Source organism: Posidoniimonas polymericola (assembly GCF_007859935.1).
Lineage (GTDB): Bacteria > Planctomycetota > Planctomycetia > Pirellulales > Lacipirellulaceae > Posidoniimonas > Posidoniimonas polymericola.
In genome coordinates this window covers 157,750-184,438 of the sequence record NZ_SJPO01000009.1, presented here as the reverse complement: position 1 = coordinate 184,438, position 26,689 = coordinate 157,750, and the positions used below count along the sequence as shown (strand labels likewise).

General features: G+C 67.1%; 21 protein-coding genes. 6 read left to right on the top strand and 15 right to left on the bottom strand.

Annotated elements, in window-relative coordinates:
- Positions 1–27: 27 nt before the first annotated feature.
- From Pla123a_RS18185 to pgk, 4 genes are all read right to left on the bottom strand, one after another.
- Positions 28–483, bottom strand: coding sequence for a carboxypeptidase-like regulatory domain-containing protein (locus Pla123a_RS18185; RefSeq protein WP_146589596.1), 456 nt, complete (start codon positions 481–483; stop codon positions 28–30).
- Between the two features lie 15 nt (positions 484–498).
- Entirely contained in the window at positions 499–738 is a 240-nt protein-coding gene (locus Pla123a_RS18180; RefSeq protein WP_146589595.1) for a hypothetical protein, read from the bottom strand.
- Positions 725–1,429: a Uma2 family endonuclease gene (locus tag Pla123a_RS18175; RefSeq protein ID WP_197528093.1), complete on the bottom strand. Its 705-nt coding sequence runs from the start codon at positions 1,427–1,429 to the stop codon at positions 725–727. Before Pla123a_RS18175 ends, Pla123a_RS18180 begins: the two co-directional genes overlap by 14 nt.
- A 138-nt stretch (positions 1,430–1,567) precedes the next feature.
- The gene (gene pgk / locus Pla123a_RS18170; protein ID WP_197528092.1) at positions 1,568–2,959 is read right to left on the bottom strand and encodes a phosphoglycerate kinase; all 1,392 of its coding nucleotides are present in this window, start codon (positions 2,957–2,959) and stop codon (positions 1,568–1,570) included.
- A 277-nt stretch (positions 2,960–3,236) separates the two neighbouring features.
- Here pgk and Pla123a_RS18165 point away from each other — a divergent pair, with 277 nt between their 5' ends.
- On the top strand, positions 3,237–4,442 hold the full coding sequence (locus tag Pla123a_RS18165; RefSeq protein WP_197528091.1) for a hypothetical protein: 1,206 nt from the start codon (positions 3,237–3,239) through the stop codon (positions 4,440–4,442).
- Positions 4,439–5,257 carry a CAF17-like 4Fe-4S cluster assembly/insertion protein YgfZ gene (gene ygfZ, locus Pla123a_RS24740; protein ID WP_197528090.1) on the top strand — a complete coding sequence of 273 codons (819 nt, stop codon included), beginning with the start codon at positions 4,439–4,441 and terminating at the stop codon, positions 5,255–5,257. The genes Pla123a_RS18165 and ygfZ overlap by 4 nt, the downstream gene beginning before the upstream one ends.
- A gap of 61 nt (positions 5,258–5,318) precedes the next feature.
- Here the strand turns inward: ygfZ and Pla123a_RS18150 are convergent, their stop codons facing one another.
- The 4 genes from Pla123a_RS18150 to Pla123a_RS18135 form a co-directional block, all read right to left on the bottom strand.
- Positions 5,319–5,639: a DUF4235 domain-containing protein gene (locus Pla123a_RS18150; protein ID WP_146589588.1), complete on the bottom strand. Its 321-nt coding sequence runs from the start codon at positions 5,637–5,639 to the stop codon at positions 5,319–5,321.
- Between the two features lie 149 nt (positions 5,640–5,788).
- Complete coding sequence (locus Pla123a_RS18145) at positions 5,789–6,277, bottom strand: hypothetical protein (protein WP_146589586.1); 489 nt, start codon at positions 6,275–6,277, stop codon at positions 5,789–5,791.
- A 93-nt stretch (positions 6,278–6,370) separates the two neighbouring features.
- Positions 6,371–8,065: an HD-GYP domain-containing protein gene (locus Pla123a_RS18140; RefSeq protein ID WP_146589584.1), complete on the bottom strand. Its 1,695-nt coding sequence runs from the start codon at positions 8,063–8,065 to the stop codon at positions 6,371–6,373.
- Between the two features lie 191 nt (positions 8,066–8,256).
- Positions 8,257–9,291, bottom strand: a complete 1,035-nt coding sequence (locus Pla123a_RS18135; RefSeq protein WP_146589581.1) for a hypothetical protein — start codon at positions 9,289–9,291, stop codon at positions 8,257–8,259.
- A gap of 441 nt (positions 9,292–9,732) precedes the next feature.
- Here Pla123a_RS18135 and Pla123a_RS18130 point away from each other — a divergent pair, with 441 nt between their 5' ends.
- Positions 9,733–11,796: a cellulase family glycosylhydrolase gene (locus tag Pla123a_RS18130; protein ID WP_146589579.1), complete on the top strand. Its 2,064-nt coding sequence runs from the start codon at positions 9,733–9,735 to the stop codon at positions 11,794–11,796.
- A gap of 72 nt (positions 11,797–11,868) precedes the next feature.
- On the opposite strand, the gene Pla123a_RS18125 is transcribed toward Pla123a_RS18130, so the two are convergent.
- On the bottom strand, positions 11,869–12,651 hold the full coding sequence (locus Pla123a_RS18125) for a PEP-CTERM sorting domain-containing protein (RefSeq protein ID WP_146589577.1): 783 nt from the start codon (positions 12,649–12,651) through the stop codon (positions 11,869–11,871).
- Between the two features lie 351 nt (positions 12,652–13,002).
- Here Pla123a_RS18125 and Pla123a_RS25330 point away from each other — a divergent pair, with 351 nt between their 5' ends.
- Entirely contained in the window at positions 13,003–13,725 is a 723-nt protein-coding gene (locus Pla123a_RS25330) for a hypothetical protein (protein WP_391542764.1), read from the top strand.
- A 1,409-nt stretch (positions 13,726–15,134) separates the two neighbouring features.
- On the opposite strand, the gene glmS is transcribed toward Pla123a_RS25330, so the two are convergent.
- Positions 15,135–17,009 carry a glutamine--fructose-6-phosphate transaminase (isomerizing) gene (gene glmS / locus Pla123a_RS18115; RefSeq protein ID WP_146589575.1) on the bottom strand — a complete coding sequence of 625 codons (1,875 nt, stop codon included), beginning with the start codon at positions 17,007–17,009 and terminating at the stop codon, positions 15,135–15,137.
- Between the two features lie 282 nt (positions 17,010–17,291).
- Here glmS and Pla123a_RS18110 point away from each other — a divergent pair, with 282 nt between their 5' ends.
- Complete coding sequence (locus Pla123a_RS18110; protein ID WP_197528088.1) at positions 17,292–19,193, top strand: ABC transporter ATP-binding protein; 1,902 nt, start codon at positions 17,292–17,294, stop codon at positions 19,191–19,193.
- A gap of 95 nt (positions 19,194–19,288) precedes the next feature.
- Here Pla123a_RS18110 and Pla123a_RS18105 read toward each other — a convergent pair whose 3' ends face one another.
- Positions 19,289–19,759 (bottom strand): rhodanese-like domain-containing protein, encoded by a 471-nt coding sequence (locus tag Pla123a_RS18105; protein WP_197528087.1) that lies wholly within the window; start codon positions 19,757–19,759, stop codon positions 19,289–19,291.
- Between the two features lie 526 nt (positions 19,760–20,285).
- Between Pla123a_RS18105 and Pla123a_RS24730 the strand changes: the two genes are divergently transcribed.
- Positions 20,286–20,432: a hypothetical protein gene (locus tag Pla123a_RS24730; protein ID WP_197528086.1), complete on the top strand. Its 147-nt coding sequence runs from the start codon at positions 20,286–20,288 to the stop codon at positions 20,430–20,432.
- Between the two features lie 94 nt (positions 20,433–20,526).
- Here Pla123a_RS24730 and Pla123a_RS18100 read toward each other — a convergent pair whose 3' ends face one another.
- The 4 genes from Pla123a_RS18100 to Pla123a_RS18085 form a co-directional block, all read right to left on the bottom strand.
- The gene (locus Pla123a_RS18100; RefSeq protein ID WP_197528085.1) at positions 20,527–22,254 is read right to left on the bottom strand and encodes a tetratricopeptide repeat protein; all 1,728 of its coding nucleotides are present in this window, start codon (positions 22,252–22,254) and stop codon (positions 20,527–20,529) included.
- Positions 22,255–22,417: 163 nt separating this feature from the next.
- A complete protein-coding gene (gene xrtU / locus Pla123a_RS18095) occupies positions 22,418–24,067 on the bottom strand; it encodes an exosortase U (RefSeq protein ID WP_146589567.1) in 1,650 nt (549 codons plus the stop codon).
- A 236-nt stretch (positions 24,068–24,303) separates the two neighbouring features.
- Positions 24,304–25,008: a hypothetical protein gene (locus Pla123a_RS18090; RefSeq protein ID WP_146589565.1), complete on the bottom strand. Its 705-nt coding sequence runs from the start codon at positions 25,006–25,008 to the stop codon at positions 24,304–24,306.
- A gap of 245 nt (positions 25,009–25,253) precedes the next feature.
- Positions 25,254–26,585 (bottom strand): DUF2254 domain-containing protein, encoded by a 1,332-nt coding sequence (locus tag Pla123a_RS18085; RefSeq protein ID WP_146589563.1) that lies wholly within the window; start codon positions 26,583–26,585, stop codon positions 25,254–25,256.
- Positions 26,586–26,689: the final 104 nt, after the last annotated feature.

The following is a 26,689-nucleotide window of genomic DNA, read 5'->3' as shown; positions in this document are numbered from 1 at the left end:
CAAAACGAGCCGCCCGCCGCCGCGGCTCTAGCGCCGGCGCGTCATGACGAACTCTCGGCGAACGACCGGCAGTTGGTCACCGATTCCACGGTGCAGCAGTCGGTCGGCCGCCTGCATCTCTGCATCGACGAGAACATACTCGCCGGCCTCCCAATCTAGATCGTCGACGTTCGCTAAACGGTGGTAGTTGTAGCTCTGCTGCTCGAAATCGGGGTGTGATAGGACTACGTAGGGCTGGGGGGAGTGGGCGCCGATCGGCACGAGCATGAACAGGAACCAGCTCTGGCCGCCGAAGCCAGATCCGGGGCTGACCAAGGTCATCTGACCGTTGGTGTCGGTGGTATTGTCGCCAACCAGCCGCCTAGTGTGCGGAGTGTCATCCTCGTTGAATACCTGCAGCGTGGCGCCCTCGATGGGGCGCCCGGCGTTGTCGCGCACCGAGATCGCGAACTGCGCCTCGAGGTAGCCGCCGTCCCAGTTCATGCGCGGGCCAAGCGCTTAGGAGGACCAAGCGGCAAACAGCACCAGCACTACTGAGACTTCCCAACGGCGAGTTAGCACGCCAGCAAGCAAGACTGTTGCGGCCACAATCGGGATGGCGACGAGGTCGCTCGTGTGGCGGAAGGACTGCGAGTACACGACCGACGCCAACAGCGCCGACTCCGCCGCTATCAGCGCTAGCAGCCCGCGCAGCGAGAAACGCCAGAACGGCGCCCGACCCGGGTCAGTCGCCGGCATGCTCACGCACCCAGGCGGTGAACTGCTTGACGAGCTGCAGCTCGCTGTGGCCATGCTTGTTCTGCACGAGCTCTTGCAGGACACCCACGGGGAGGAACGGGAACGCGACGCTGTGGCCGCACGCCTGGTACCCACCCTCTACCAACCGCAGGAACTGCAGGCCGGACTCCTCGAGCCGCCATACCTCTGGGACGCCGATGGCCGCGAACACGGGCAGGCGCGGTAGGCTGCTGCTAGTGACGTCGATTTCGATGGCCAGGTCGGGGGGCGGGTCGTTGGCAAGGTCCAGCTTGTCGCCCCGCCCGCCGCGCGCCCGCATGGCGGGTTCATTGGCGATGTAGAAGCACTCGTCGGGCTCGACGCCGATTTCCTGCGAAGCGAGCCGGAGGGTCGTGGAGCCGATCCCCTTGGTCTCGACGCCGAGCTCTTCCGCCATGCGGTCGAGCAGCCGAGCCAGCAGGTGCTTCTCCCAGTCGTGCGTCAGGGTAGGCGACATCAGCTCGAGCCTCCCGGAGTCGTAGGTGTGCCTCAGCGACTGGTTGTCGAAGACCTCGAGCAGCGACTCGTACTGGCGCCACGAAACGCTGCGCAGCACCACGGCGCCGTCGGTCGACGGGGCGGCGTTCGGCGTCGGGGACGCGACAAACAGCTCGGCGGACGAGCCGGTGTCGGGCGAATGAGAAGTGCTCACCACTTCCTCCTTTGCTGGAAGAGTCGGCAATCGGCGCAACGACAGAGCCAGCGGCAGGAGCCGCTGGCTCTGTCTTATTGTACACCTAAACCCGCCGCGAGGGCGAATCGGGCGTTGGACGCTGGCAGCCCGCACCTACTACTTCTCAGCCGCCATCTTCAGGGCGACCAGGTACGGGACCGGCTCGGAGCCCAGCGCGTTCAGCACGGTGCCGCCGGCGGTGAAGCAGTGGGTGACCCAGTCGGGCTCGCCGTACTTGTCGAGCGCCTTGCCCCCCTCGCCGCCGCCGACGTACACCTCGACGCCGGCGTCCTTCATCCGCTTGAGCTCGGGAATCCAGGCCTTGGTGCCGGCCTCGAACTTGGGGTCCTCGAACATGCCAAACACGCCGTTGTGGAAGGCGACCGCGCCGCCGCTGGCGTTCTTCTCGATGAAGTCGCCCACGCCGTTGTGGAAGTGCTCGATCGACTTCGGGCCGATGTCGAGCTGCTGGTCGGAAGGCGTCAGGGTGTCCTTGGCAGAGCCGTCCTCGATCACCGAGTCGACCGGCACCGTGAAGGTGATGCCCTTCTCGCGGCCGTCGGCCACGATCGCCTTGGCCTGCTCGACGCGGGCGGGGGGGATGTACCACGGGGCGCCGCTATTGGCGGGGTCCTCGGCCGCGCCCAGGCAGACCGGCTCGTTGTCCAGCATGCCGATCGCCTTGCGGATCGCCATCGCCAACGATCCGGACGCGAAGATCTGCTTAATCGTGCCGCGGGCGATCATCGCCTCCATGTCGTCGAGCTTGTCGATCTTGATGCCGGAGAAGACGGCCAGGTCGGTCTTTAGGCATTTCTGCATTGGGCCGTTGAACTCGCCGGCGGCGTACTTGCCGAGCGCGACGCGGTCCATCACGGCCGGCACGACCACGCTCGAGACGTCGAGGCTGCCGGCGCTGAACGCCTCGTTGACGTAGACGTTGGTCAGGTGCTCGGCGATGCTGTTGGCGAACGCGGCCAGCTTCGGCGCCAGGGCTTCGAGCTCTTCGACCTTGGCCTTCCACAGCACGCGCTCGATGTCGTACGCGCGGGTGTTCTCGAGCACGACGACCGAGCCCGGCTCGGCGGCCTTGACGGCCTCGGCGGCGGCCAGCTTGATCTCGTTCGCGTCGGTGTCCACCCAGTCCTTGATCAGCGGGACCTCCTGGCCGAGCAGCTCGCCCAGCCGTTTGGCGACCTTGTCCAGGCTCTTCTCGGGCTCGCGACCGATGTGGCCGAACACGACCTGCTTCCAGCCCTTCGCGATGCCGTACTTGAGGGTCTCGACCATCGAGCGGAGGCGGATGTCGCCCTCACCGACCGAGGCGCCCGGCTTGGCGTCGACGTCGCCGCGGACCAGCACCACCGTGCCGGCCGGCACGTCCGACAGCGAGTCCAGCGACGGGACCGCCGACAGGTAGTCGCCCAGCGTCAGGTCGGGCGCGGCCTCACGGCCTTTGACGATCTTCTCGCACCAACTCTTCATCTGGGCGACGGACACGGTGGACATGGCGGGTACCTCGGGAAATTTAACTGGCTGGGTTGACTTGCGGGTCGATATCGAGGGGCGTCCCACCGCCGGGCGGGGGGAGACCCGTAGGGGATTTTGAGGGGTTTCTCGCGGGGCACGGCAGCCTATCACACCGCGGGCCGGTTCGACTAGCGTCTCGGTGGGCGGGGCTGACGGACCGTTGACCGGCCGGCCCAAGGGCGGGAAAATTGAGGGGCTACGCCCTGCCCCACGGCCTCCGGCAATCACGCAACCCCTTCGCTCCCGACCGCCCGACATGCCCACCCTGCTGCAGATCGAATCCCCCAGCGGAGAACCGATCGAGCTCCGCGACGGCTGCACGCTGCCGCGGCGGCTCGACGAGTCGTTCCGGCCGCTGGTCGGCGACCACGCCCGCGATGCGGTGGTGCAGGCGCTCGAGCAGCCGCTCGGCTTCCCCCCGATCGCCGACGGCATTGTGCCCGGCGACTCGGTCGCGGTCGCGCTGGGCGCCGGCATCCCCGACCTGCCCGCGGTAGCGCGGGGCGTCGTCGAGGCGGTCGTGCGGGCCGGCGTCGAGCCGGCGCAGGTCACGTTGCTAACGACCACCAAACGCGACGCCAAGGCGGTGCGGGCGGCGGTCGACGAGGCGGTGGCGGTCGCCGAGCACGACCCGTCCGACGAGAACGAGCTGTGCTACGCGGGCGTCACCCGCGAGGACGACGTCGGGCTGCTGCTGAACCGCGCCCTGTTCCACGCGGACCTGATGATCCCGGTGTCGTGCGCCGCGACCCCCGACGACCCGCACAACCGCGGCCCGTACGACGGGCTGTACCCGGCGTTCTTCAACTCCGAGGCGCTGCAGTCGCTGCGGAGCACGCTCGACGAGCGTCCCGAGTGGTGGCGCAAGCGGACCGAGGAGGCGGGCTGGGTGATCGGCGCGCCGATGGTGGTCCGCGTCGCGCCGGGCGAGGGGGGCAGCGTGGCGGGCGTGTTCGCCGGCGCACCCGGCGAGGTAGAGCAGCGCGCCGCCCACGCCACCCGCCAGGCCTGGGTCCGCGTGGTCGAGCAGGACGCCGACCTGGTGATCGCCACCGTCACCGGCGACCCCGACCGCCAGACCTGGGACGACGTCGCGCGGGCGCTGCAAGCGGCCGAGCGGGCCGCCGCGCCGGGTGCGCCGGTGGCTGTCTGCACGTCGCTCAAGCAGCGGGTCGGCAAGTCGCTGACCCGGCTCCGCGGCGCGGGCGATATGGACGAGGTGCGGCGTCGGCTCGGCAAGGACGGCCACGCCGACACCCAGGCCGCGCGGGCGCTGGCCGACGCGCTCGAGCGCGGTCCGGTGTTCCTGATGAGCCGGCTCGGCGACGAGGTGGTCGAGGACCTCGGCATGGCCCCGATCGCCGGCGTCGGCGAGCTGCAGCGGCTGGCCGACCGGTTCGAGCGGGTGCTGCTGCTCGAGCACGCCCAGCACATCGAGATCGCCGCCGACGGGGGAGAATGATGCAGGCCTACTCGCCACCATGGAGCGTGCTGCGGGTCAAGGGGCCCGACGCGGCGTCGTTCCTGCACAACCTGTGCACCAACGAGATCAAGCAGCTTCCGCCAGGCGGCTGCTGCGAGGCGTTCTTCACCGACGTCAAAGGCAAGGTGCTGGCGTTCGCGCTAGTGTGCCGCACCGCGGACGGGTACGCGGTGGTGGTGACCTCCAAGCACGCAGCGGAGCTCGCGGCGCACCTCGAGAAGTACCACATCCGCGAAGAGCTCGAGGTCGGCGTCGATAGCGAAGCGAACCTGTCGCTGTTTTGGGGAAGGCCGGCGGCGGCCGGAGAGCTGTTCGACATTGCGGCGCTCGGAGCCCGACTCTGCCTGAACGACGCCTGCATGGACACCATGGTCCGGCTCAGCCCGGGCGGGTTCGACACGCTGCGGATCGAGCGCGGGTTTCCGCTCGACCGAGTGGATGTCGACAGCAGCCGGCTGCCGCAAGAAGTGAACCGCGACGCCGCGGCCATCAGCTTCACCAAGGGGTGCTACCTGGGGCAAGAGACGGTCGCCCGGATCGATGCCCTGGGGCACGTCAACCGCGTGCTGGTGAGCGTCACGTTTGCGGGCGGCGAGCCACCGAGCGTTGGGGCCGAGCTAACCGCCGACGGCAAGCCGGTCGGTGTGGTGACTTCGGCGTGCTACTCGAAAGAGCTAGCGGCGCCGCTGGCGTTGGCCTACGTGCGTCGCGAGCATGCCGGGGCGGGAACCAAGCTAGAGTCGTCGGCGGGCGCTGCCGAGGTCCTGGCGGGGCCCGCCGTTTCGGCCGACTAGGCTTTCTGAACGAGCCCTTCTACTAGGCCCTCTAATTGGGCCCTTTAATTGGGCCCTCTAATTAGGCTCGCAGTCGCTTAACCACCGAGGTCATCCCGCGGCGGCTGAGCACTTTGCTGAGGCCCACCGCGGCGCCGACGGCGACCCCCCACGCGAGCGCCTCGCCCCAGCCGACCTGATGGGACGCCGGGTTCTCTGGCGGGGCTGAGCCGCGGTGGCGTCGCCAGTAGCCTTCCAGCAGCCGCCGCGTAAGCAGCGCGCCGCCGAGCGCAGCCACGGTGACATACACGCTTTCCGAGGCGGCGTCGGGATCCGGCTCGGCGTCGGTGACGAGCTCGGCGAGGTGCTTGGGTATTTTTTGCAGGTCGAGGAGGTCTTCCATCGGGCTCACGAGGCTGGATTGCGTGGCGATTAGCAGTGCGCCCCCAGAAGTAAGCAAATCGCTTGCCGGTCACGCCAGAGGCGGCGGGGCAAGGCGGGAACGCGGCGTCGTTGGTCGCCGGGCAACCGGCTTGCTGGGGCGGCTGCCAGTCAGGCGACGTTCGGCGCGTCGGCGACTCGGAGCGGGTGAACCAGCAGGCCGGCGAGCCACTCACCGGCGGCGGTGTCGATACTGCCTTCAGTCGGCGCTTGGCCTGCCAGGATGTAGCGGCCGGCGGAGAGGCGTTCGGCCAGCGTCTGGAGCCGCCCGCGCAGCGAGTCGAGCAGCTCCTGCTGCGGCGCCGCGTCGAGCGTGCGGCTCTGCAGCTGCACCTCGCTGTCGGTGCGGACCCGCTGCATGCGGACCAGCTGGCCCTCGACCGCCTTGTAGAGGGAGCCGCCGATAAAGCCGCGGCGGAGCAGTCCGTCCGACGTGAAGTGCACCGCCGGGTCTTCGCCGAAGTAGACGCTCGCCGCGCCGCCCTGGCGGAAGCCGATCACGACCGGCTCCTCGATCCCCTCGACGTGGAACTCGCCGCGGCGCACCAACGCCCGGGCGTCACGCAGCAGGTCCTCGCGGGGAATCTCTTGACGGGCCATGCCGAGAGTATGCGCGGCAATTGCGGCGCGCGGAAGCAGGGGCGGCCTCCCCTGCACGTTCTTCTCCGCACTCGGCTCGGCAGGCGGTCGAAACTAGACAAGCCACTCCTGATCCGGCGCGAGCGGTTCCTTCCGGCCGGTCTGGCAGATCGCGCGGACCTTCTCTCTGACGCGGAACACCGCGTCGACCACGTCGGACTCCCACTGCCGGCCGGCGCCGTCGCGGAGGATGGCGTCGAGCTTGCTGTCGGGCATGCCGGGGCGGTAGGGGCGGTCGCTGCCCATGGCGTCGATCGAGTCGGCCACCGCCAGCACACGGGCCAGGCGGGGGCACTCCTCGCCAACCAGCCCGCCCGGGTAGCCGCTGCCGTCCCACGCCTCGTGGTGGTGCAGGACCAGCGGCAGCACGTGGTCGAGCTGCTTAATGCCGGCCAGGATCTTGTGGCCCAGTTCGGGGTGGGTCTTGATGTGCTCGTACTCGGCCGCCGTGAGCCGACCCACCTTGCGGAGCACCTGGTCCTCGATGCCGATCTTGCCGATATCGTGCAGCAGGCCGGCGAGGTAGATAGTCTGCCGGTCCGCTTCGGTGCAGCCCAGCTCGTCCGCCAGGCAAACCGACAGCTCGGCCACCCGCTCGCTGTGGCCCGAGGTGTACGGGTCCTTGGCGTCTATCGCGGAGCTGAGCGCCCGGACCATGGCGGAGAAGAACTCCTTCTGCTCCGCGTACAGGCGGCAGTTGCCGGCGTGGACGCCCAGGATCGCCGCGACGCTCGAGACGAGGCTCGCCTCGACCGACCCGAACGAGTTGTCGCGGCGGCCGCCGGTGTGGTTGAACGCCATCACCCAGCCGAGCGTCTTGTCGCCCGAGCGGATCGGCACGCTGATCAGCTCGCGGACCTCGGTCAGCGGCCAGTCGTCGTGGGCCGTGGCGTCTTGGTTCAACACGACGCACGAGTGGGCGGCCTGCGGCCCGAGGAAGCCGACCAGCTCGCCGAGCTGCGCCGCGTCGAGCGGCGCGGGTCCGAAGGCTTGTTCGATGGTCAGCGGCAGCGCCGCCGGGTCGGTCGACTGCGGCGCGTCGTCCGGCAGGTTCGCGATCACGACGCTCTCGACCGGCACCACGTCGGCCAGCCACTGGATGGCCTGGCTGCCGAGTTCGGCCTCGGAGCTGGCGATCGACAGCCGCTCGGTCAGCCGGTGCAGCATGTTCAGTTCTTCGAACGTGCTCAGCAGGTGCGACGACACCTCGGCCATCTGCTGCTTCCGCTCGCTGGCAGCCGCCTGCTGGGCCGCGCTGACGCAGAGCGACTTCGCCAGCTCGATCACGCCCCGCGGGTTCCAGACCTCTCTTCCCGCGGCCCACTTGGCGGCCTGAACGGGGGCGGCGCCGACCGCCTGGGCGGCCGCCTCGAGCTGTTCGTGGGCAGGGTCGCTGGATGTCAGGAAGGTCGAGACCGCCACCAGGTCGGTCGGCGCCGCCCCGTCGTGCAGCGGCGCCGCCAGGATCAGCAGCGGGGCGAAGTCCTCTAGCACTTCGGGCCGGCCGCTGTGGGTCACGTGGTCGCAGACCGCCAGCCGCGAGTGGATGTCGAACAGCAGGTCGTCCGGCCCTGTGCGGTGCACGGTGTCGGTGGCGGTGTCGTAGACAAAGAACGACTGGTCGAACGCCTCCTCGAGCCGGCGGAGGAACGACTCGACCGCTGCGGGCGCACACCATCCCTGGGCCTGGCCGAGGGACGCCTCGGGCGACTGGTCGGGGTTCGCGAGCGGGTTGGCGGTCTGGGGCACGAAACGGGGGCTGCGGGACAGGTGTGGTTGGGCCGCCTGGAGCGACCCAACAGAAGCCTACAGCGCCACGGTCGTCAAACCGCCCGCCGGCAATCCCTGTTCTGGCCCGCATTTCCCGCGGCGCAGCAGAGGGGGTGGGACGTAGCGGTTGTAGGGGGCCTGCGAAGGGGGCCGAGTCGAACCGCGGGCGGCTAGCTGTGCCGCTCCCGGTAGCGGAGGCTGGCCCGCTGCAGCAGCTTGCGGTCGGCGTCCGAGAGGTGCTCGGGGCCGTGCACGTGCAGCCGGGCGAGGATGGCGTCGACCGCCTCGTCCTCGTCGGGGCCGTCTAGCTCGGGGGCCGCATCGCCGTTGGTCAGCAGCGCCTGCGGCTTCCAGGTCTCTTCGACCGTCAGCTCCAGCGCCTCGTTCGGCAGGCGGGCCGGCGTCCGCGCGGCGGAGACCGGATCGGGCAGGTCCTCGAGGTAGCCGGCGAACGGCGCGCCCGGCGAACGCGCCGCGAGCGTCAGCTCGTGCTGGGCGCTGCAAGCCACCAGCAACCCAAGCGACGCCAGCAGGGCACTCACCGAGGGCGGGTACTGCGGCGCCGCCTGCAGCAGCAGGGCGCCGGCGGCGATGGTCGACCAGCCAATCACCCGCGCCAGCTGCGCGGTAAACAGCTCGGCCGAGGTGCGGCCGAGCATTGGCCAGAACAACGCCCGCAGGGCGGGCCCGGCGTCGAACGGGAAGCACGGGATCAGGCTCAGCACAAACGTCAGCCAGTTGACCCACACGGCCGCCTTGAGGGCGAGGATCGCGGGCGGGTCCTCGAGCAGCCCCAGCGGCAGCACGATCGAGAAGACGTCGGCCAGGCTGCTGGTGGTGTACGCCAACGCTCCGGCCGCAACCACAACCACCATCAGGTTGACCAGCGGCCCGACCATCGCGACCAGCAGCTGGGCCTCGGGGTCCGAGGCGACGCGGGGCAGCCGCAGGCCGCCAATGGGGGTCAGCGTGATTGGCTCGAGCCCGCCGTGCAGCCGGTGGGCCGCGAACCGATGGGCCGCCTCGTGCAGCACCGCGCTGAGGACAATCACCCCCAGCAGGATGCCGCCCGCGGCCGGGGCGCTCACCGCTGTGTACGACAAGATCACCGCGGCGACCACCAACAACGACAGGTGCAAGCGGATCGTGACGCCGCGGTACGTGCCCAGCGATAGGCTCCAGCGTTCGGTGTGTTCACCAAACATGTTTTGCTCCAGGACAGCGCGCTCTGCAGCGGACGATCGGGGTGAGGGGGAGGGTACGATGCGTCGAGGCGGGGACGGCACGCGCCGTGCTTCGTTGGCCTTCGTTGGCTGCCTCAACCTATCGTATCAGCCGACTATCAGGCAGGCAAATATCAGGCCTTGCTGGCGGCGCCTGCGATTCTTGCCCAGCGGCCCCCCCCGGCCGGCTGCGTCGGGCCGCGGGAAGGAGGCGGGATCCCGGGCCCCCGGTGGCCGCCAAATCGATTGCTCGTTTGGCGGGGCCGGTTTAGAGTGAACGGTTACCTGGCGCGTAGTTCCCACCCGTAGACGCCCGCTCCCCGTCGCCGACCCCACGGTCCGTCGCCGAGCTGTCGACGCCGACCGCCTGGGCACGCCGACGATCTGAACGGGCGTCCGTTTCGTCTCTGCCCCCGTGAGAGCATGTCCCACCCCCTGCCCGCCAGGCTTGTTGCTTCGTTTCGCGTCCTCCTGCCGCTGATCGCCGCCGCGGCGTCGCCCGCGTTCTGCCCCGACCCGGCCGCCGCCCGCGACCGCTGGACCCCGGCCGAGGCCCAGTCGTGGTACCAGGACCAGCCGCGGATGTTCGGCGCCAACTACGTGATGGGCTACGCCGCCGCCGCCACCGAGATGTGGCAGGCCGACACGACCGTTCCGGGGGCCAACACGTTTGATATCAACCGCATCGCCTTCGAACTCGACAGGGCCCAGCAGGCCGGCTTCAACACGCTCCGCGTGACCCTCAGCTACGAGGTCTGGCGCGACGACCGCGAGGGATTCATGCAGCGGCTCAAGCAGTTTGTCAGCGCCAGCGACGCCCGCGGCATCCGCCCCGCGTTTATCTTCTGGGACGACGTCAACTTCACCAACGACCCGAACGTCCCCACCCGCCAGCCCTACCTGGGCGCCCAGGCCGACCCGGTCCCGGGCATGCACAACTCGCAGTGGACCGGCACCGGCGGCACGGCCGTGCTGACGAACTCGCAGAACTGGGACCTCCCCCGCACCGACCCGGCCGACGGGTCGGGCGCCAAGCAGTACATCCAGGACATTGTCGGCGCCTACGCCAGCGACGACCGGGTGCTGATGTGGAACGCCTACAACGAGCCGGCCAACGGCGGCCAGTCGGCCGCCAACGCCAGGGCCCTGATCGACGCCACGGCCAGCTGGGCCCGCGAGCTCGACCCGCAGCAGCCGATCTCGTTCGACGTCTGGGGGAGCGGGGCCGACGGCGTGGCGGCCGCCCAGTCGGACGTCTACTCCTACCACATCTACGCCGGGCCCGAGGCGACCATCAGCAACGTCCGCCGCTGGGCCGAGAGCGGCCGCCCGGTCTTCCTCACCGAATGGATGGCCCGCACCTTCGGCAGCACCATCCCCGACATCCTGCCCGAGCTGATGGACATGGGCGTCGGGGCCTACAACTGGGGCCTGGTGAACGGCGACCAGCAGACCCACTGGGCGTGGGGCTCGCAGCCGCAGACCGACACCACCGAGCCGGACGTCTGGTTCCACGACCTCTTCCGCCGCGACGGCACGCCGTACCGCCAGTCGGAGCTCGACCAGTACAACCACTACCGCGGCCTCGACAACCTGCTCCGCGCGGTCGACAGCCGGCGGGTCGCCATCGAGAACGCCAGCTTCGAGGCCGACAACCTCGGCGGCGTGCCCGACGCGGCGGCCCACCGGCAGTTCCAGGGCTGGACGGTCGTCCGCGAACAGGGCGGCTGGGTCGGCGGCACGATTGTCCCCGACACCTGGCACTTCGACGAAGACCTGCCCAATGGCTCGCAGGCGATGTTCGCTGTCGACCTGGAGGTCGGACAGGTCCTCGACGAAACGTTCACCGAGGACACCTACTACGTGCTGATGGCCGCCATCGGCCACCGCGCCGAACGCACCCTGCCCGACTACGACCTCAACCTGCTGGCCGGCGGGGTCGAGCTGACGCCGCTGTCGGAGTCGCTCGCCAACCCGGTCGAGGGGGCCTGGACCGACTCCAGCAAGATCTACTACGCCGCGCCGGGCGACCCGCTCCTGGGGCAGCCGCTCGAGATCCGGCTCAACTCGACCGGCTACGAAACCTTCTTCGACGACATCCGGCTGATCGCGGTCGACTCGCTGCTCGAAACCCTCGGCCAGACCAGCGACCTCAACCTCGATGGCCAGATCACCGCCGCCGACTGGGCCATCTTCACGGCCAACCAGCGGGTCGACCTCAGCGGACTGACGCCGGCCGGCCGGTTCCTGCACGGCGACCTCGACCGCGACGGCGACAACGACTACGACGACTTCCAGATCTTCAAGTTCGATTTCAACGCCGCCAACGGCGCCGGCGCGTTCGCCGCGATGCTAGCGGCGCCCGAGCCCAGCACGCTCGCGCTGCTCGCAGCGATTGGGTTCGCGGTCGCAAGCCGTCGCCGCGTTCTTGAGACCGATCGGCCGCGCGCCCCCGTTCCGGTCGGCAGGTCGAGTCGCACGCCCTGAACGCAATAACAGAGCGTCCCGGCGGAGAATCGCCGGGACGCTCTGTGGATAGTTCTTGCCAATGGACGCCGACTACCTCCGGCGGCGGCCGATCAAACCCACGCCCGCTAGACACGCCAAGCCGAGCGCGGCCGGCTCCGGAACCCGCGACCCAAAGGCGTCGATCTCCATGATGCCGACATAGCCGTTGTCGGCGTCGGTCACCTCGAGCTGCAGGTACCGCACCGCGCTGGCGGCCAAGTCGAACGAGAGGTAGTTGGTCGGGACCGTGCCGGCGTTGCCGTCGTCGGTCTTGGCAAACGAGTCGATGGTGGCGAAGACCCCGTCGTTTCCGGCGACCTGCACGTTGAACGACATGTCGTCCCGCCCGCCGTCGTTCCAGCCGGTGAACACGTCCACGCCGGTCAGGTTGAAGAGCCCGCCGAGGTCGAACGTGACGTAGCCCGGATCATTTCCGTTGCCGCCCACGGTGCCGAAGCCGTTGTGGAACACGGCGAAGTCCTCGAGGTCGTTGGAGGTCGAGCCGTCGCCGTCGACGTCGCCCGGGTAGTAGTTGACCAGGATGCCGTCGGTCCACGCGGCGGCGCCGGTCGAGACCTCGGCCATCGGGTGGGGGTAGTCGCCGCCGAGCGAGCCGGCGTTGGAGTTCCCGGAGTAGACCCCGATGAGCCCCTGCAGGAGGTCGGTCGAGGAGGCCGAGAAGGTGTCCGGCCCGCCCGCGGAGGTCGGGTCGTGGACATCGCCGGGGGCGCCGCCGCCCGGCGCCTCGTTGGTCAGCACGACCGGGGCCGCGAACGCGGCGTTTGTCGTCAGCAGCGCCGCCATCGCGGCGCACGCCCACATCATTAATCTCATGAGACGATCTCCCAACTGGATAAGAGCACAAAAGTTGTCGAATCAAGCGCGGCGAGCGCGCAAGGAGCCCCGCTCGCCCGATACGAGCCGAATCGGGCGAGTCGAATCACCGGCCCGGAACGGGCCACGGACGAGGTCTCCCCCGCCGCAGCGGGGGGCTCCTGAAGGCCGTCGCGACCGCGCACACGGCGGCGACAGCAGTACATGGGCGGCCGCGGGCGATCCTGACGCGAAATTAGTCAATTTCTGAAGACTTGTGGCGGAAAGCGAGGTGCACGCAGGCCTTAACCGTGGCCGTCAAGCACGGATGGCGGTCTTCAGGAATGCTCCCTTGAGGAAAAAGCCGAGCCGATCCGCGGCCCGCCCGGCGGGGGCGGCCCGTCCCCCGCGGCGTCGCAGACGCTCCGGCCGACCGGCGCCCACCGCTTCTACAGCGAGACCCGCCGTGCGTGGGTCGTCGCGCGCGGGCTCGAGCCGGGCGAGGTCGTCCGCGGCCGGGGCGGCCCGCTCCGCGTCACCGCCGCGGCCCCGCTGCCGGGCGTCCAGCGGGTTTACAACCTCACGGTCGAAGGGGAGCATGTCTATTACGTCGGCGACCTGGGGCTGCTGGCGCACAACCAGTGTCCCGATGGCTTCGTCTCGCTTGATGATGTTCGCATACAAGGGCACAGGAACATTGAGCTTTCGGTTTCTGCAGCGCAAACCCTCGGGGCGCCGTTGCCGGGATCAAGGCAGACAGCGATCAACCGGGCATGGGCTCTCGAGGTTGAACTGATTCAGAGAACAGGGCGTGGGTCACGAGATTGGACGCTTGGGGAGATTCGGCAGGTTTTGGACAATGTAGACCCTACTCAGATCGTGTCCGCGAGGGCGCCAATGGGATACACTGGGCATCACATCAATCGTGTCAAGGATCTGCCCGCATATGCGGGTGACCCTCGCAATATCCATTTCCTGGCTCGCGGCAGTGGACGAGAGCACATGGTCCTTGGCCATCCGGGTGGGACTCGTGCTGTGCAGCCTCCGGGGAATCTGATTGACAGAGAAGCTATCATTCGCGGAGGAGGGTTCTGATATTGCCGTTAAATCCGCCACATGTGTGTTGCAGATTTGGAAGCCAGGCGGAGGTGAAGTTTCTCGAGATGACATAGCGCGATTGGCAATCAAGCAACCGGCTCGTCTGCTGGATCCGTCCGAGCGCACTTGGCGTACGGTGAGGATAGAGCTGTTTGATGAACGCGGCGCAAGTCAAGTTATGGAGCGAATGGCCCTGGGCCTGGATTCAGCTTCGGCTTGGATTTGTGAGCAATCTGTATTCCTCAGAGAACTGAGAACGTCTGGGTATGAGACCCAAGTACTGTTCGATATGTGGATAGATGTTGACCAAATGGAGACTAGGCTGCCTGTAAGTTTCATGTTGGCGTGCGTGATGTCGGACATGCCTGTGTATATATTGACCAACGACTGAGTCTAAGGCAGAGCTTTGGCGCATGGGGCGCGCCGGGTGAAGCTAACTGAGGAGGCCGCGCTACGTAGGCGGGTGCCGTTGCCACGCTCGCGTGGCAATGCTGAACCCGGGGCCCACGCCCACGCCAGCGTGGGGCATGGCGCCCGGCTCGACCGCGGGAGGACCGCCGAGGGGATCGAACGTGTTCTGCGGGCGGGCACGGCGTCGCGGCGGGGCTTGCCGTCAGCCTCGCTCACACTGCGCTGGGGTCGTTGGATTGTCGCCTCAGAGAAGCTCCGCGCTACTACCAATGTTAGCGCGGCCCTTCAGGCCTGAGGGCAGCGCGGGCCGGTATCCCAGGGCTGCGCCCTGGGCTGTGGTAGGTTGCCCCTTCAGGGCAATTGCCGCCGCGCGGACGAGTGCTTCCGAACCGGGGGCGAACGCCCGGCGGCTGATGGGGTTTCGGGTGGCACGTCCCTGAAAGGGCGTGGTCGCGCTGTTGGCGAGGCACCACGCGCTTGGGTGCGAGCCACCCGGTGCTCATCGAGCGCCCTCTTGGCGACTTGGCGTCTTGGCGGTTCCCTTCTCTGCGCCCGGGCCGATCACGGTGGGGAACCACCACGCCACAATTGGCGGCGCTGAACCATTTCTTTGTAGAAATTGGGCCGGCAGCGCGGTCCAATAGAGGGGCTGCTGGGGGCCCCTGGATGCCGGCCGTGGTGTCGCTGGCAGGACGCAATCCCGGCGGCTTCCGCCGGCGGTTGCGGCGGGGAAGCCGGTCGTTGGTGGGGCTTTTGTCCGCGCTGGTGGACAAGATCGGACAAAAGTCGCTGGAGCCTGCTGAGGGCAGATCCGCAACCTTAATCAATAGCACCACTTAAGGCGACCGGCGCCCGAAACGGGCCCCGACTTTTGTCCTTAGAAATCGTTGTCGGAATTAGGGACAAAAGTCGGAAGGGACAAAACGCCGTCGGAAGGAGAAACGCTGGCGGGCTCGTTTGGCGGGGCCACCGGCGAGGCGTAGCTCGCCGGCTACCTATTCCACGGTGACGCTCTTCGCCAGGTTCCGTGGCTTGTCGACGTCGCAGCCGCGGTGCACGGCGATGTGGTAGGCCAGCAGCTGCAGCGGAACCGCGGCGACGATCGGCTGCAGGAACTCGCTGACCGACGGCACGCAGATGACGTCGTCGGCCAGTTCGGCGGCGCGGCCACTGGGGTCGTCGACCACGGCGATCAGGGGGCCGCCGCGGGCTTTGATCTCTTCCATGTTCGAGATGACTTTGTGGTACACACCGCCCTGCGGCACGATGAACACGCTAGGCGTGTTCTCGTCGACCAGGGCGATCGGGCCGTGCTTCATCTCGGCGGCGGGGTAGCCCTCGGCGTGGATGTAGCTGATCTCCTTGAGCTTCAACGCGCCCTCGAGCGCGGTGGGGAAGTTGAACTGGCGGCCGAGGTACAAGAAGTTGTTGCAGCCGGCGTACTTGGCCGCGATGCGGCGGGCCTCGTTGTTGGTGTCCAGCGCCTTCTCGACCTGGTCGGGCAGGGCCTTGAGCTCCTCGATGATCCGCAGGCCGGCCTCGAAGCTGAGGTGGTTGAGCCGGCCGATGTAGAGTGCCAGCAGGGCCAGCACCGTGCACTGCGACGTGTACGCCTTGGTCGACGCGACGCCGATCTCCGGGCCGGCGTGCAGGTAGACGCCGCCGTCGGCCTCGCGGGCGATGGTGCTGCCCACCACGTTGCAGATGGCCAGCGTCGGGTGGCCCTTGCGTTTGATCTCGCGCAGCGCGGCGAGGGTGTCGATGGTCTCGCCGGACTGGGTGATGGCGAACAGCAGGCTGTTGGTCGACAGCGGCGGGTTGCGGTAGCGGAGCTCGCTGGCGTACTCGACCTCGACCGGGATGCGGGCGAAGGCCTCGAGCATGTACTCGCCGAGCAGCGCGCTGTGCCAGCTGGTGCCGCAGGCGGTGAGCACCAGCCGGTCGACGCGTTGGAGTTGCCGGGGGGTGAGGTTCAGGCCGCCGAACTTGGCGGTCGCCTCGTCCTCGTCGAGGCGGCCGCGCATCGCGGCGCGGATGGTCTCGGGCTGCTCGAAGATCTCCTTGAGCATGTAGTGGGGGAAGCCGTTCAGCGAGACCTGGCTCTCGTCGATCTCGAGCAGCGACACCTTGTGCGAGATCGGTCCCTGCTCGCGGTCGTGCAGCCGGATCGAGTCGGCCGTCACGACGGCGATCTCGTGGTCGGAGAGGTAGGTGATGCGGTCGGTGTGGCCCACGAGCGGCGAGCCGTCGCTGGCGATGAAGTTCTCGCCAGAGCCGACGCCGATCACCAGCGGGCTGCCGAGACGGGCGGCGAGGACGACCTCGGGGTAGTCGCGGAACACGACGCCCAGGCCGTAGGTGCCGCGCAGCTGGGAGGTGGCGGCGCGGACCGCCTCGACCAGCGGGGCGTAGGGGTCGTGGGTGGTGTCGTCGCCGAGCGACTCGAGCACCGCCTTGAGCTCGGCGGCGATCAGGTGGGCGACCACCTCGCTGTCGGTCTCGGAGATGAACTCGTAGCCCATCTGCTCGAGCTGGTCGCGGAGGTTGCGGAAGTTCTCGATGACGCCGTTGTGCACCAGGGCGACCTCGCCCTGGCCGCCGAGGTGCGGGTGGGAGTTGGTGTCGTTGGCGGCGCCGTGGGTGGCCCAGCGGGTGTGGCCGAGTCCAACCCCGCCCTGGTGGCTGGCGTCGCGGAGCTTGGCGGCGAGCTGGTCGATACGGCCGGCCGCCTTGGTGATGGCCACCTCGCCGGTGTCTTCGAGCGTCACGATGCCGGAGCTGTCGTAGCCGCGGTACTCGAGCCGCCGCAGGCCTTCCATCAGGTAGCCAGCCGCCTGCTTGGGTCCGATGTAGCCAACAATACCGCACATAGGAGGTTCCGTTACGCAAATGAGAGAATGGGGGTCGCTAGCTGGATTCTACGAAGTTTCTGCGAATGGCCCAATGTTGACTCCGCCGGCATTCGGACGGGGTGGGCTAGCGCGGGCGGGACGGATTCCCGGAATTTGGCTGCACTTTCGGGCCCTGCCTGCGTACCATTCGTCCGTCTGCGACTGCGCTGGATCCTGGGGGGCCGGCGCGGAGCCGGCCTGCCACCTTGCTCCTCCCCCTGCCCACCTCGACCGCCGGGCCCCTGCTGCGCCCCTGTTGCATTGTCCAATCGTGATAGCTCCCGAAGCCGTTTCCAAGAGTTCCGCCAGGCGTACCGCGAGGGCCGCGTGCGCGAGCTGTCCGCCCGCGCCAAGGCCGACAAGGACCGCGTCGAGAACACCGACAAGTCCGAACGCCGCAAGTACCTGCGGATGTATCTGCGGTGGCTCGGCCCCTACCGCGGGACGGTCATCGCGATCGGCGCGCTGGCGCTGACCATCGCGGTGCTCGACATGATGCAGCCGCTGTTCCTGCGGTACATCATCGACAACGTGATCGGCGGCGATGGCCCGTCGAGCGCCGAACGGCTGATGCGGCTCAACCTGGTCGGCGGGCTGTTCCTCGGCGTGATCGTGCTGGCTCGGCTGCTGGACGCGACGCGGAATTTCCACCAGCGGATCCTCAACGTGAAGGTGCTGCTGTCGCTCCGCCGGGCGCTGTTCAATCGGATGCTCGGCCTGCCGCTGGACGACCTGAACGACATGAAGACCGGCGGCATCATCAGCCGCCTGAGCGGCGACATCGACCGCACCACCGGCCTGCTGCAGCTGGCGATCATCTCGCCGGGCGTGTCGCTGGTGCGGCTGCTCGTGGCGCTGGGGATCCTGCTGTCGATCAACTGGAAGCTGGCGCTGGCCGCGATGGTGGTGCTGCCGCCGGCCATGGCGCTCAGCCTGACGGTCGCCCGCCGCGTGCGGCCGATCTACCGCTCGATGCGCGAAGAGAACGCCGCCATCGACGCCCGCGTCAGCGAGACCTTCGGCGGCATCCGCGTGGTGCGGGCGTTCCAGCGGGAGGTCAACGAGGAGGCGACCTACCTCGGCGGCCGGCACACCATCGCCCGCAAGGAGCTGTTCGCCCACTGGCGTGAGATCGTGCTGTGGACCAGCTGGGGGTTCCTGCTGGCGTCGGTCAACGTGGTGATCGTGTGGATGGGCGGCGCGATGACCATCTACGGCAAGGCCACCATCGGCGACATCATGGCCTTCCAGATGTACACGCTGATGCTGCTCGAGCCGGTGTGGCAGATCGTCAACTCGTTCTCCGAGCTGCAGCGATCGCTCGCCGGCATGGAGCGGGTGTTCGAGGTGATCGAGTCGCCGACCGACAAGCCCGACAAGCCGGACGCCATCGCCGCGCCTCAGGAGGTCCGCGAGCTGCGGTTCGACCACGTCGACTTCGAGTACAACGACGGCGAGCCCGTGATCCGCGACTTCGACCTCACCGTGCCCGGCGGCAGCGTCGTGGCGCTGGTCGGCCGCAGCGGCGCCGGCAAGACCACCATCACCGACCTGGTCGCCCGCTTCTACGACCCGACCTCCGGAGCCATCACGCTCAACGGGCACGACCTCCGCGACCTGCGGCTCGCCAGCTACCGTAATCTGCTGGGCGTAGTGCAGCAGGAGGTGTTCCTGTTCGACGGCTCGATCCGCAGCAACATCGCGTACGGCCGGCCCAAGGCGACCCATGAGGAAGTGGTCGAAGCGGCCCACCGCGCGAACGCCCATCAGTTCATCGATCAGATGCCCGAAGGCTACGACACAGTGATCGGCGAGCGCGGCGTGCGGCTCTCGGGCGGCCAGGCCCAGCGGCTGTCGATCGCCCGGGCATTGTTGGCCGACCCCAAGATCCTGATCCTCGATGAGGCCACCAGCAACCTCGACACCGAGAGCGAGCAGCTGATCCAGCAGTCGCTGGCCGACCTGATGCACGGCCGCACGACCTTCGTCATCGCCCACCGGCTGTCGACGGTCACCAGCGCGGACATGATCCTGGTGATGGAGCACGGGCGGATCATCGAACGGGGCGCCCACGAAGAGCTGCTCGCCGCCCGCGGCGCGTACCACGAAATGGTCACCCGCCAACGCGACGCCATGCAGAGCGAGCTGACGTCGACGCTGTAGCGGCGGCAGCGAGATTACTTTCGCCCGCGATCGCTGCTGACCAGATCCAGGCGAGTGTGCCCTGGGTCGAGCACAGGGGCCAGTTCGTAGACGTTCTAGTACCCGTAGCCGTAGAGGGCGACGAAGGTCGGGATGTTCAGCGCCGTGGGCGCCATCTTGGTCGCTAGTGACCTGGTGGTCGGTTTGAAGTTGTTGTTGCAGTAGATCCACACCCGAGTGCTCTTGTCCCCGAGTGCTTCTTCCAAAGACTTGGTCGTGAAGTCGGAGAAGTTGAGGTGCACCGCGTCCTTGATGTGCAGGTCGTCGTAGGCCCATTTGCTCCGGGTGTCGAGAATGATTGTGCCGGACTTCTTGGCGAGAGCGAGAAACGCTGCTTCGTCGACGCGTCGCTCTTCTCGGTAGGGCTGAACCTCGAGGCACAGCTCCAAGAATCCGCCGTAATCGATTTGGGGGTTCTTTGTCGGAGCGGAGGCCCGCTGGGACGCACCGGGTTGGGAATCGGCTGCTGCGGAAAAGGGGTAAGCAAGGATGGCGAACGCGGCCGCCAACGCGATGGAACGGATCATCGGCATACCTTTGCTTTGAGGAACAGACCAGCGGGGTTGAGACGCCTCGGCCGTCCGGAGAGTTCCCACAAAAGCGTCCGTACTTGATCGGCCCACCCCTCGACCACTGCAGCCGAGAGGGAGCGGCCGAATCGCCTGCTGGCGGAAATGCTCCGCCTCGGACCGGTCGTCGACCAGATCAGCGTTCCGCAGGTGGACATGGAAGGACCAGGCGTTGGTCGCGATCGGACCGGCGCTAGCGACTGGCGGCGCAGCCGACGCATGCAACGCCGGTGCCTACCGCGTAGTGCTCAACGACCCGTGGGCCGGTCCCGTGTTTCTTGCGGGCGCCGCGGTCCGCAACGCGACCGGCGGCCTCGACCAAGACCACTCCTTCTCGGATGCATTGCCCCCGAGGCCCGCTTCTCGATTAAGTCGATCCTACTTGACGGCGAGTGGACCAACGGGCTGCCCAGCGTGTCCTCGTTCCGGCACGGCGACTGCTGAGCGGTACGCAATTGCCGCGGACCTTATCGAATACCTCGCCATGAGTCCGCCGAAAGACTTCGTGAAACCGTCGACCGAGGCCGCGAGGCTCGACTCCGCCCTGACCGACCAAGCAGCGAGCGGCGAGGACGAACCCGAAAGCCGACAGGCCGCCCCCTGGGTCGGCGAGCGGCGTCTGGTTCTCTAAGCCGGAACTGACGACGGCCGCCCCGCGCGATCAAAGAGACGCGCCTTCGGTGTGGGGGACGGGGGGGTCCCTTGAGACGGGGCAATGGATGGCGTCATGGGTTTGCAATCGGGTTCTGGGGGCGGGGCTCCCCCGACTGCTCCCAGTGAGTGGCGGCGAGCTCTTTCTTCCCTGTGGCGTCGTAGGCCAGCCCAAGCCCCTTGTGCACCACCTTGTTCTCAGGGAATTCCTGGACTGCGAACTCGAGATCTTCGATGGCGTCGGGCCACCGCTGCAGCAGAACGTTGATCTGCCCGCGAGTTTCGCGGTAAATAGCGCTCTCGGGCTCTTGCTTCAAGGCGCCCTCGATTGCCTGGAGTGCCTCGAGGAGATTGGGCTGCGGCGGCTGCATCAACGCCCACGCGTAATTGTTCCACACCAGTGGATCGGCTTGGCCGTCATCGGTGAGTCTAGAGAACGCTTTCCGCGCCTGGTCTACCTGCCCACGCAGGGCGGCGGTTGTCCCGGCCAGCTCGATGAACTCGTCGCTTGCGTCAGGCGAACCGAGGAGGCCAAGCCATGCAAAGCGGTACGATTCAGAATGGCCGCGAAGCTCTATCAGGTCCCGCAGCTGGAGGGCCAGCCACGGGCGCGGACTGCCGAGCTCTTCGGCGCGGCACAGCCGGGTCACGAGGGCGTCCGGGGAAAACTCGTCCTTGGTGAAGGTCTCGGTGATGAGCGATTCCGTGTGCCGCAGCAGCAGCACGGCCGGTTCGACGTTGGTCGGGTCCACGCGCCGCCACGCGAGCAGGGCCTGTTCCTTCAGCAGCTCGTCACCAAGGAGGGTAGCAGCAAGGACCCGGCTGCGGTGTTCGTCGGCCGTCAGGGTGCTCGCGGGCACGTCGAGCTGCAGGTACAGCCGATTGACCGACTCGGCCTGTTTCGCCGCCTCGACGGGGCGTTCGAGAGAAACGAGCAACCTCACCCGCATCGCCGCGGCGGCGAAAACCGAGTCGGAGATTGGCTCGAGCATCTCCGCAGCTTCTTTCAAACGCCCGGTGCGGGCCAGCACGACGGCGTGCAGCAGTTTCACCACGGGCGACTCAACGCCGTAGGCCCTCAGCTGATCGAGGTGCTTTTCGGCCAGCCTTGATCGCTCTTCAATGCTGGTGGGGCCGAATTGCTCGTCCGTCGACTGGTCGTTCCTGACAAGATTAAAGGCGATCCAGTAGTGAGCTTCGGCGAAGCCCGGAGCTTCTGCCGGGGCAAGCTGCTGCATCAGGGAGAACCCGGTGGAGTAGTCCCCCTTGTCGACGATCTTTAACGCCTCAAGGTACTCGGTGCGACTGTTGTCGACTCCTAGTTGCGCCAGCTTCGCTCGGAGCAGCTCCGCGTCCTGCAGCCTGCCTTCCTTGCGGGCGACCTGCAAAGCTTCCTGGTAGCGAGAGGCGATCGGACCCCGCCCCCGCAACGAGGCCGACAGCGCGACATATGCGAAGGGGAGAATCAGAACAAGCACCGGGAGCGCCAGCAGTACTTCACGGACCCGGCGGGTCGTTACCCAGGCGTAGGCAAATCCGGCGACAGAGGTAACGGGCAGGAAGACGAGGTCGAGCACTTTTTCCAGCGAGTCGACCGTCCGAAACAGCCGCTTCCCTCTCGCGGCGTACCGGAAAGGGGCGCCCAGAAACCGTGAGGTCGCCTCGCCCAGAGAACCAATCGCTGAGGTCGAACCACTACTGGAACGTCCCGACAGAAAGCGGAACGGGCGCCGGATAACGCGGGTGGCGACGGATTCGATCCCCTCAAGGCCGTCCTGCACCGACGAGAACCCGCGAGACACACGCCTGCCTACTCGTGCCACGCGGCGGCTAAAACGTTCTCTGGTCTCCAGCAACCACCACCAGCAACCCATTATCCAATTGGACAGGCGCGAGCGGTGCGGCGAATGTGAACCTCTGCGGCGACTCATGATGGCTGATCGGCAGGATCGATACCCACTGATTCTATTCCTGTTCCTGACTCATGCGTCTTGCGACTTCGACAAAACGCGATCGGGCGTCGGCTAGGAGGAGTGTTCCAATGTAGCGGTCGTGGGCGCTGACGCGGTCTTCGCGTTGGACGATCACTTGCACCTGAAACGACGCCCCGAGGGCGTCGTTGTGTTGCCGCGTCGTCCGATTTGTCAGCCGCCCAATCAGGTCGGTCTGTTCGGCCTCGGCGGGGGCGCCGTCAAAACCGCAGGCACAAAACGCGACCCACAGCAGGCTCCCATCTTCTTGTCTCAGGTCGAGCGTGGCGTACTCCACGGGCGCGGTTTCCGCGTCACCGGCTTGATCAAGAGTCTGGACCTCACGCTCGACAAGCTCACACCCAATCCCGCGGTAGCAGATCGACAGCTCGTGCCAGCCGCCGGTATACGAGAAGTCGCACGAGACGCGGTACGTCTCACCCCGGTCGCTCTGGTAGTCGAAGTACACGGAGTGATTCCCAAAGGCGTCGTCCCGCGATCGTTCTTCGTAGTTCACCCCGGTGAGTTGCAGGCCTTCGATCTCGAGGGGCAGCACGTCTTGCTGAAGAGCCTGCGAAAAGGCGGCGTCGTCCACCCGGGGCGGAGTCGGTGACGTTGACGTCGGGGACCCCGCACTCAGCAGCTGCCCGGCGCTCAGCAGCGACAAAGCGGCGACCAGCAGCAGCGGCGCGCGAAATGCCGTGGCGATTGCGGAGACGGACGCCTCGGACTCCCTCAAGCGGACCCGGGTGTTTGTAGCCACACGGTCCCAGATAGCCACCAGTTTAGCGCCACGCCGTAGGCGGGTGTCGTTCTGTTCGGCGTAGCGATCACTGACGGAGGTGAGCAGGGCGTTCAGTGCCCAGTCGGTGAGGAGCACGGCGCCCAGGGCTAGCAGGAACACAACCAAACCTAAGATGGTGTGCGACAGCCCCTCGGTCCAGTCGGCGCCCCAAGACTGGTAGGCTACGGCGATGGTCGTGATCCTGACGACATTGAGCAGGGCGGCCCACCCGGCGGCGGAGGCCATCAGTAGCATGGTGTGGGCCGGACCGCGGTACCGCCACACCCCGTACAACGCCGCGCACGAGACAATCGACACCACCGAGACAATCCCGCTGCACGCCTCATCAACGAAGAGCTCTTTCCCGGACAGCAGCAGGGCGTTCCCCTGCATCAAATGGTTTACCCCGAGGGTGTCCAGCACGGCGCTGCTGAGCGAACTGCTCCACCGCTGCAGCGACTCCATGAGCTGGCGGTCGAGGTTGATTGGGGGCGGGATGAGCAGCCAGAACAGTAACCACTCGGCCGTTGGGAACGGCGACCCTAGCTCAGTCGCCAAACGGTTGAGCCACCAGCCTAGCAGCAGCAGGAAGGATACAGCCGCCAAGAGCGGCGAAGCCAGCCAGTAGGCCAGAGGGAGAATCGCACAAGCCGCAGCAGCCAGCAGCGGGGCGTAGGTGGCGCGGGTCGGTGTTTTGTCTGAGCGGGGGAACTGGAGCGCGCGGTTCGCGAGCAAGAGGCATGTCGCAAGATAGTAGGGGAAGTGTTGGTAGTACGGCCGCGACCACAGGTTCGCCGCGTACTCCGTGAGGAGTGGGCCGTACGCCAGGGCGACAATGATAGCGAGGAGGGGAGCGTGCATAGCAGGGGATTATGCCGAGGGGAACACTGGTCGGCGGCGGTGGTTAGCGAGCGCCTCGAGACCAATCGAGGCAACAACGGCAGAGGGGCCGCTTCGTAGGTCCCCGCATTGGAAGGAGCCAACTAACCGAGGCTACCTCGCGGCGGCGGGGGAATCCAACAGGAGCGCAAAAAAGCAGCCGGAGCTAGCCCCGGCTGCTTTTCGTATTTTGAATTCAGCTCGTCGTTGTCTGACGGCTAAGCACGACGCTTGCCGCGGTAGCGGGCCATGCCGACGCCGAACAGCAGCGAGCCGACGAAGAAGGAACCAACTTCGGGGACAGCAGCGAGCGTGAAGCCGTTGATCAGCACGGCTCGCTTGCTCGAATCGGCCAAGCCAATCCGGAAGGTCAGGTCTTCGCCGGTGCTGACAAAGTTGAACGAAGCCTCGCCGATAGGCTCTTCGTCGTAGTCGGTCCGGACACCGCTGGCACCGAAGATGAAGTCGCCGGGCGCCGGCGATGCGCCATTCGCGAACGAAACATTCGTTTCCGCGTCTTCGTAGGCCCCTACTGGGCTGGCAAGCTCAGAGTTGTGGAAGAACCCCGTAAAGGTGTAGGTGCCTGCAGTCACATTCTTCAGCAGAATGTCGAGGTAGTCACCAGCACTGCTAGTTCCGGTTGTGGTGAACACAAAGTCACGGGAAAGATCTTCGGGAATTGGCCCGAAAGTCCGGTTGCGCGAATCCAAAGTGCCGCCAACCGCGGTGAGCGAAAGATCGATCGATGCACCGACGGCTCCGCCATTAAGACCAGTTGCGCCGCCGACACCAACGCCGTAGTACCCGGCCTCAGTCGGACTGCCGCCATGGTTGAAGTCAACCTTGAGCATCGCCGACGCTTGTGATCCCACAAGCATCACGACCGAAAGGGCACATACGCCGAATAGTGACTTGAGCTTCATTGGTAGTTTGGTCCGAATTTCTGGGTGCGCCTGTTGACGGTCGGTGCAGCAAGCGGCTGGTGCCGACTGCCTTCGTACGGGGGATCCACAGTTTCCCGCACTGCCACGCAGTATAGTGACGCGACTTGCCGCAGTCAATTCAACGATGGCGAGAAATAGGGGGAATTTAGCGATTGAGGCTGAGGGGCTGCGAAACGCCTAGAAATTGAGGGATTCCTAGCGAAGAAGTTTGCGGCCAGGCGCATTTAGGTGGCGTTTTGATGAGTCTGCATCGCCTTTAGCACGCGTTCGTACCGCTCGCGGATGCCCCGCTTGTCGAACTCTTCGGGGAGCGACTCGGAGCCGCGGACGATCATTTCGGCGTGGGCCCGGACCGCCGCGGTGTCGTCGGGCGTTGAGGCCCGAGAGGCGACGATCTCGAGCGACTCGAGCAGGCGGATCGTCACCGCGACGCTGTCCCGGCTGTACTGGCGGATCTGGTTGAAGGCGGCCTCGAGCATGTTGCCCAGGTCGATCGGCCGGGTGATGACGCGGAGCACTCCGTCGTCGTCGTAGCGGTAGGCGTCCGGCACGCGGCGTTCGGCGAACCGCGCCAGCGAGGCGCCCAGGCGGTCGACGCAGGTGGCGGCGGTGAACGGGTCGTTGACGCCGGGCGACAACGCCCGCACGGCGACCTCGGCCAGCTCGTCTACCGCGCACTCGACGTCCTGCCGTGGGGTGCGGCGTTCGCCGACAATGAACAGGCTGTTGAAGTGCTGCTCGAGGTCGTCGCGTGATTGGTCCGAGAGGCCGCGGCGCCAGACCTCGGCGACTGGCGCGTCGCGCACGACGAAGCTGCCGGGCCGCTCCTGCAGGCGGACGATCAGGTCCTCGGCGCGGGCCCAGCTCATCAGGTCTTCGGCGGCGAGTGCTTGCATGTAGCCCTCTTGGTGGGAGAAGAGCACGATCCCCTCGCTCTCGGGCGGGGACTCGTCGCCGTGGTTGGGCGGGTCTTCTTCTTCGCCCAGCCGCTCGGGGAACATCCGGTCGATCGCCGAGTCGAGGTCCCGCGCGACGGAGGCCACGACGTTCGGCGCCTGGATCAGCACCGCGACATGGTGGATGTAGACGATCAGCATCATCATGCTGAGGACGGTGAACGCCACCGCAACGGAGATCGAAATGTGGGGCGCGACGAGCCCGTCCTCGCGGCTTTCGACGACGCGCAGGAGCAGCAGGCAGTAGAGGCTGGTCGAGAGGAACACGCCTAGCGTAATTTGCGTAGGGAGATCGTGCATGAAGCGGCGCAGCAGCCGCGGCCCAAACTGCTGGGAGGTAAGCGAAAGTGTCACGATCGTGATGGAGAACACGGTGCCGGTCACCGTGATCATGGCGCCCCCCATCGCGGAGAGGGTCGCTCGGGCGGTGTCCGTTGTGGTGCGGACCCACTCCGGGAGTTCGATGTTGGCTTCACCGACCGCGCTGTCGACGAGCGGCATCAGGTAGGACAGGCACAGCGAGCCAAGGGCGATTAGGCCCGGCACCAACCAATAGCTGTTGCGGGCCTTGTCCCAGAGGTTCAGCAGGTAAGCGTTCATCGGGCCTCGAAAGCGGGGGCGGCCGAACGCCGCGGCGGCGTCCCGTCAGACCTTTAGTTTAGACAGCCGCGGCCGCGTGGGTAGTCGCGGGCGGCCGTGCCAAC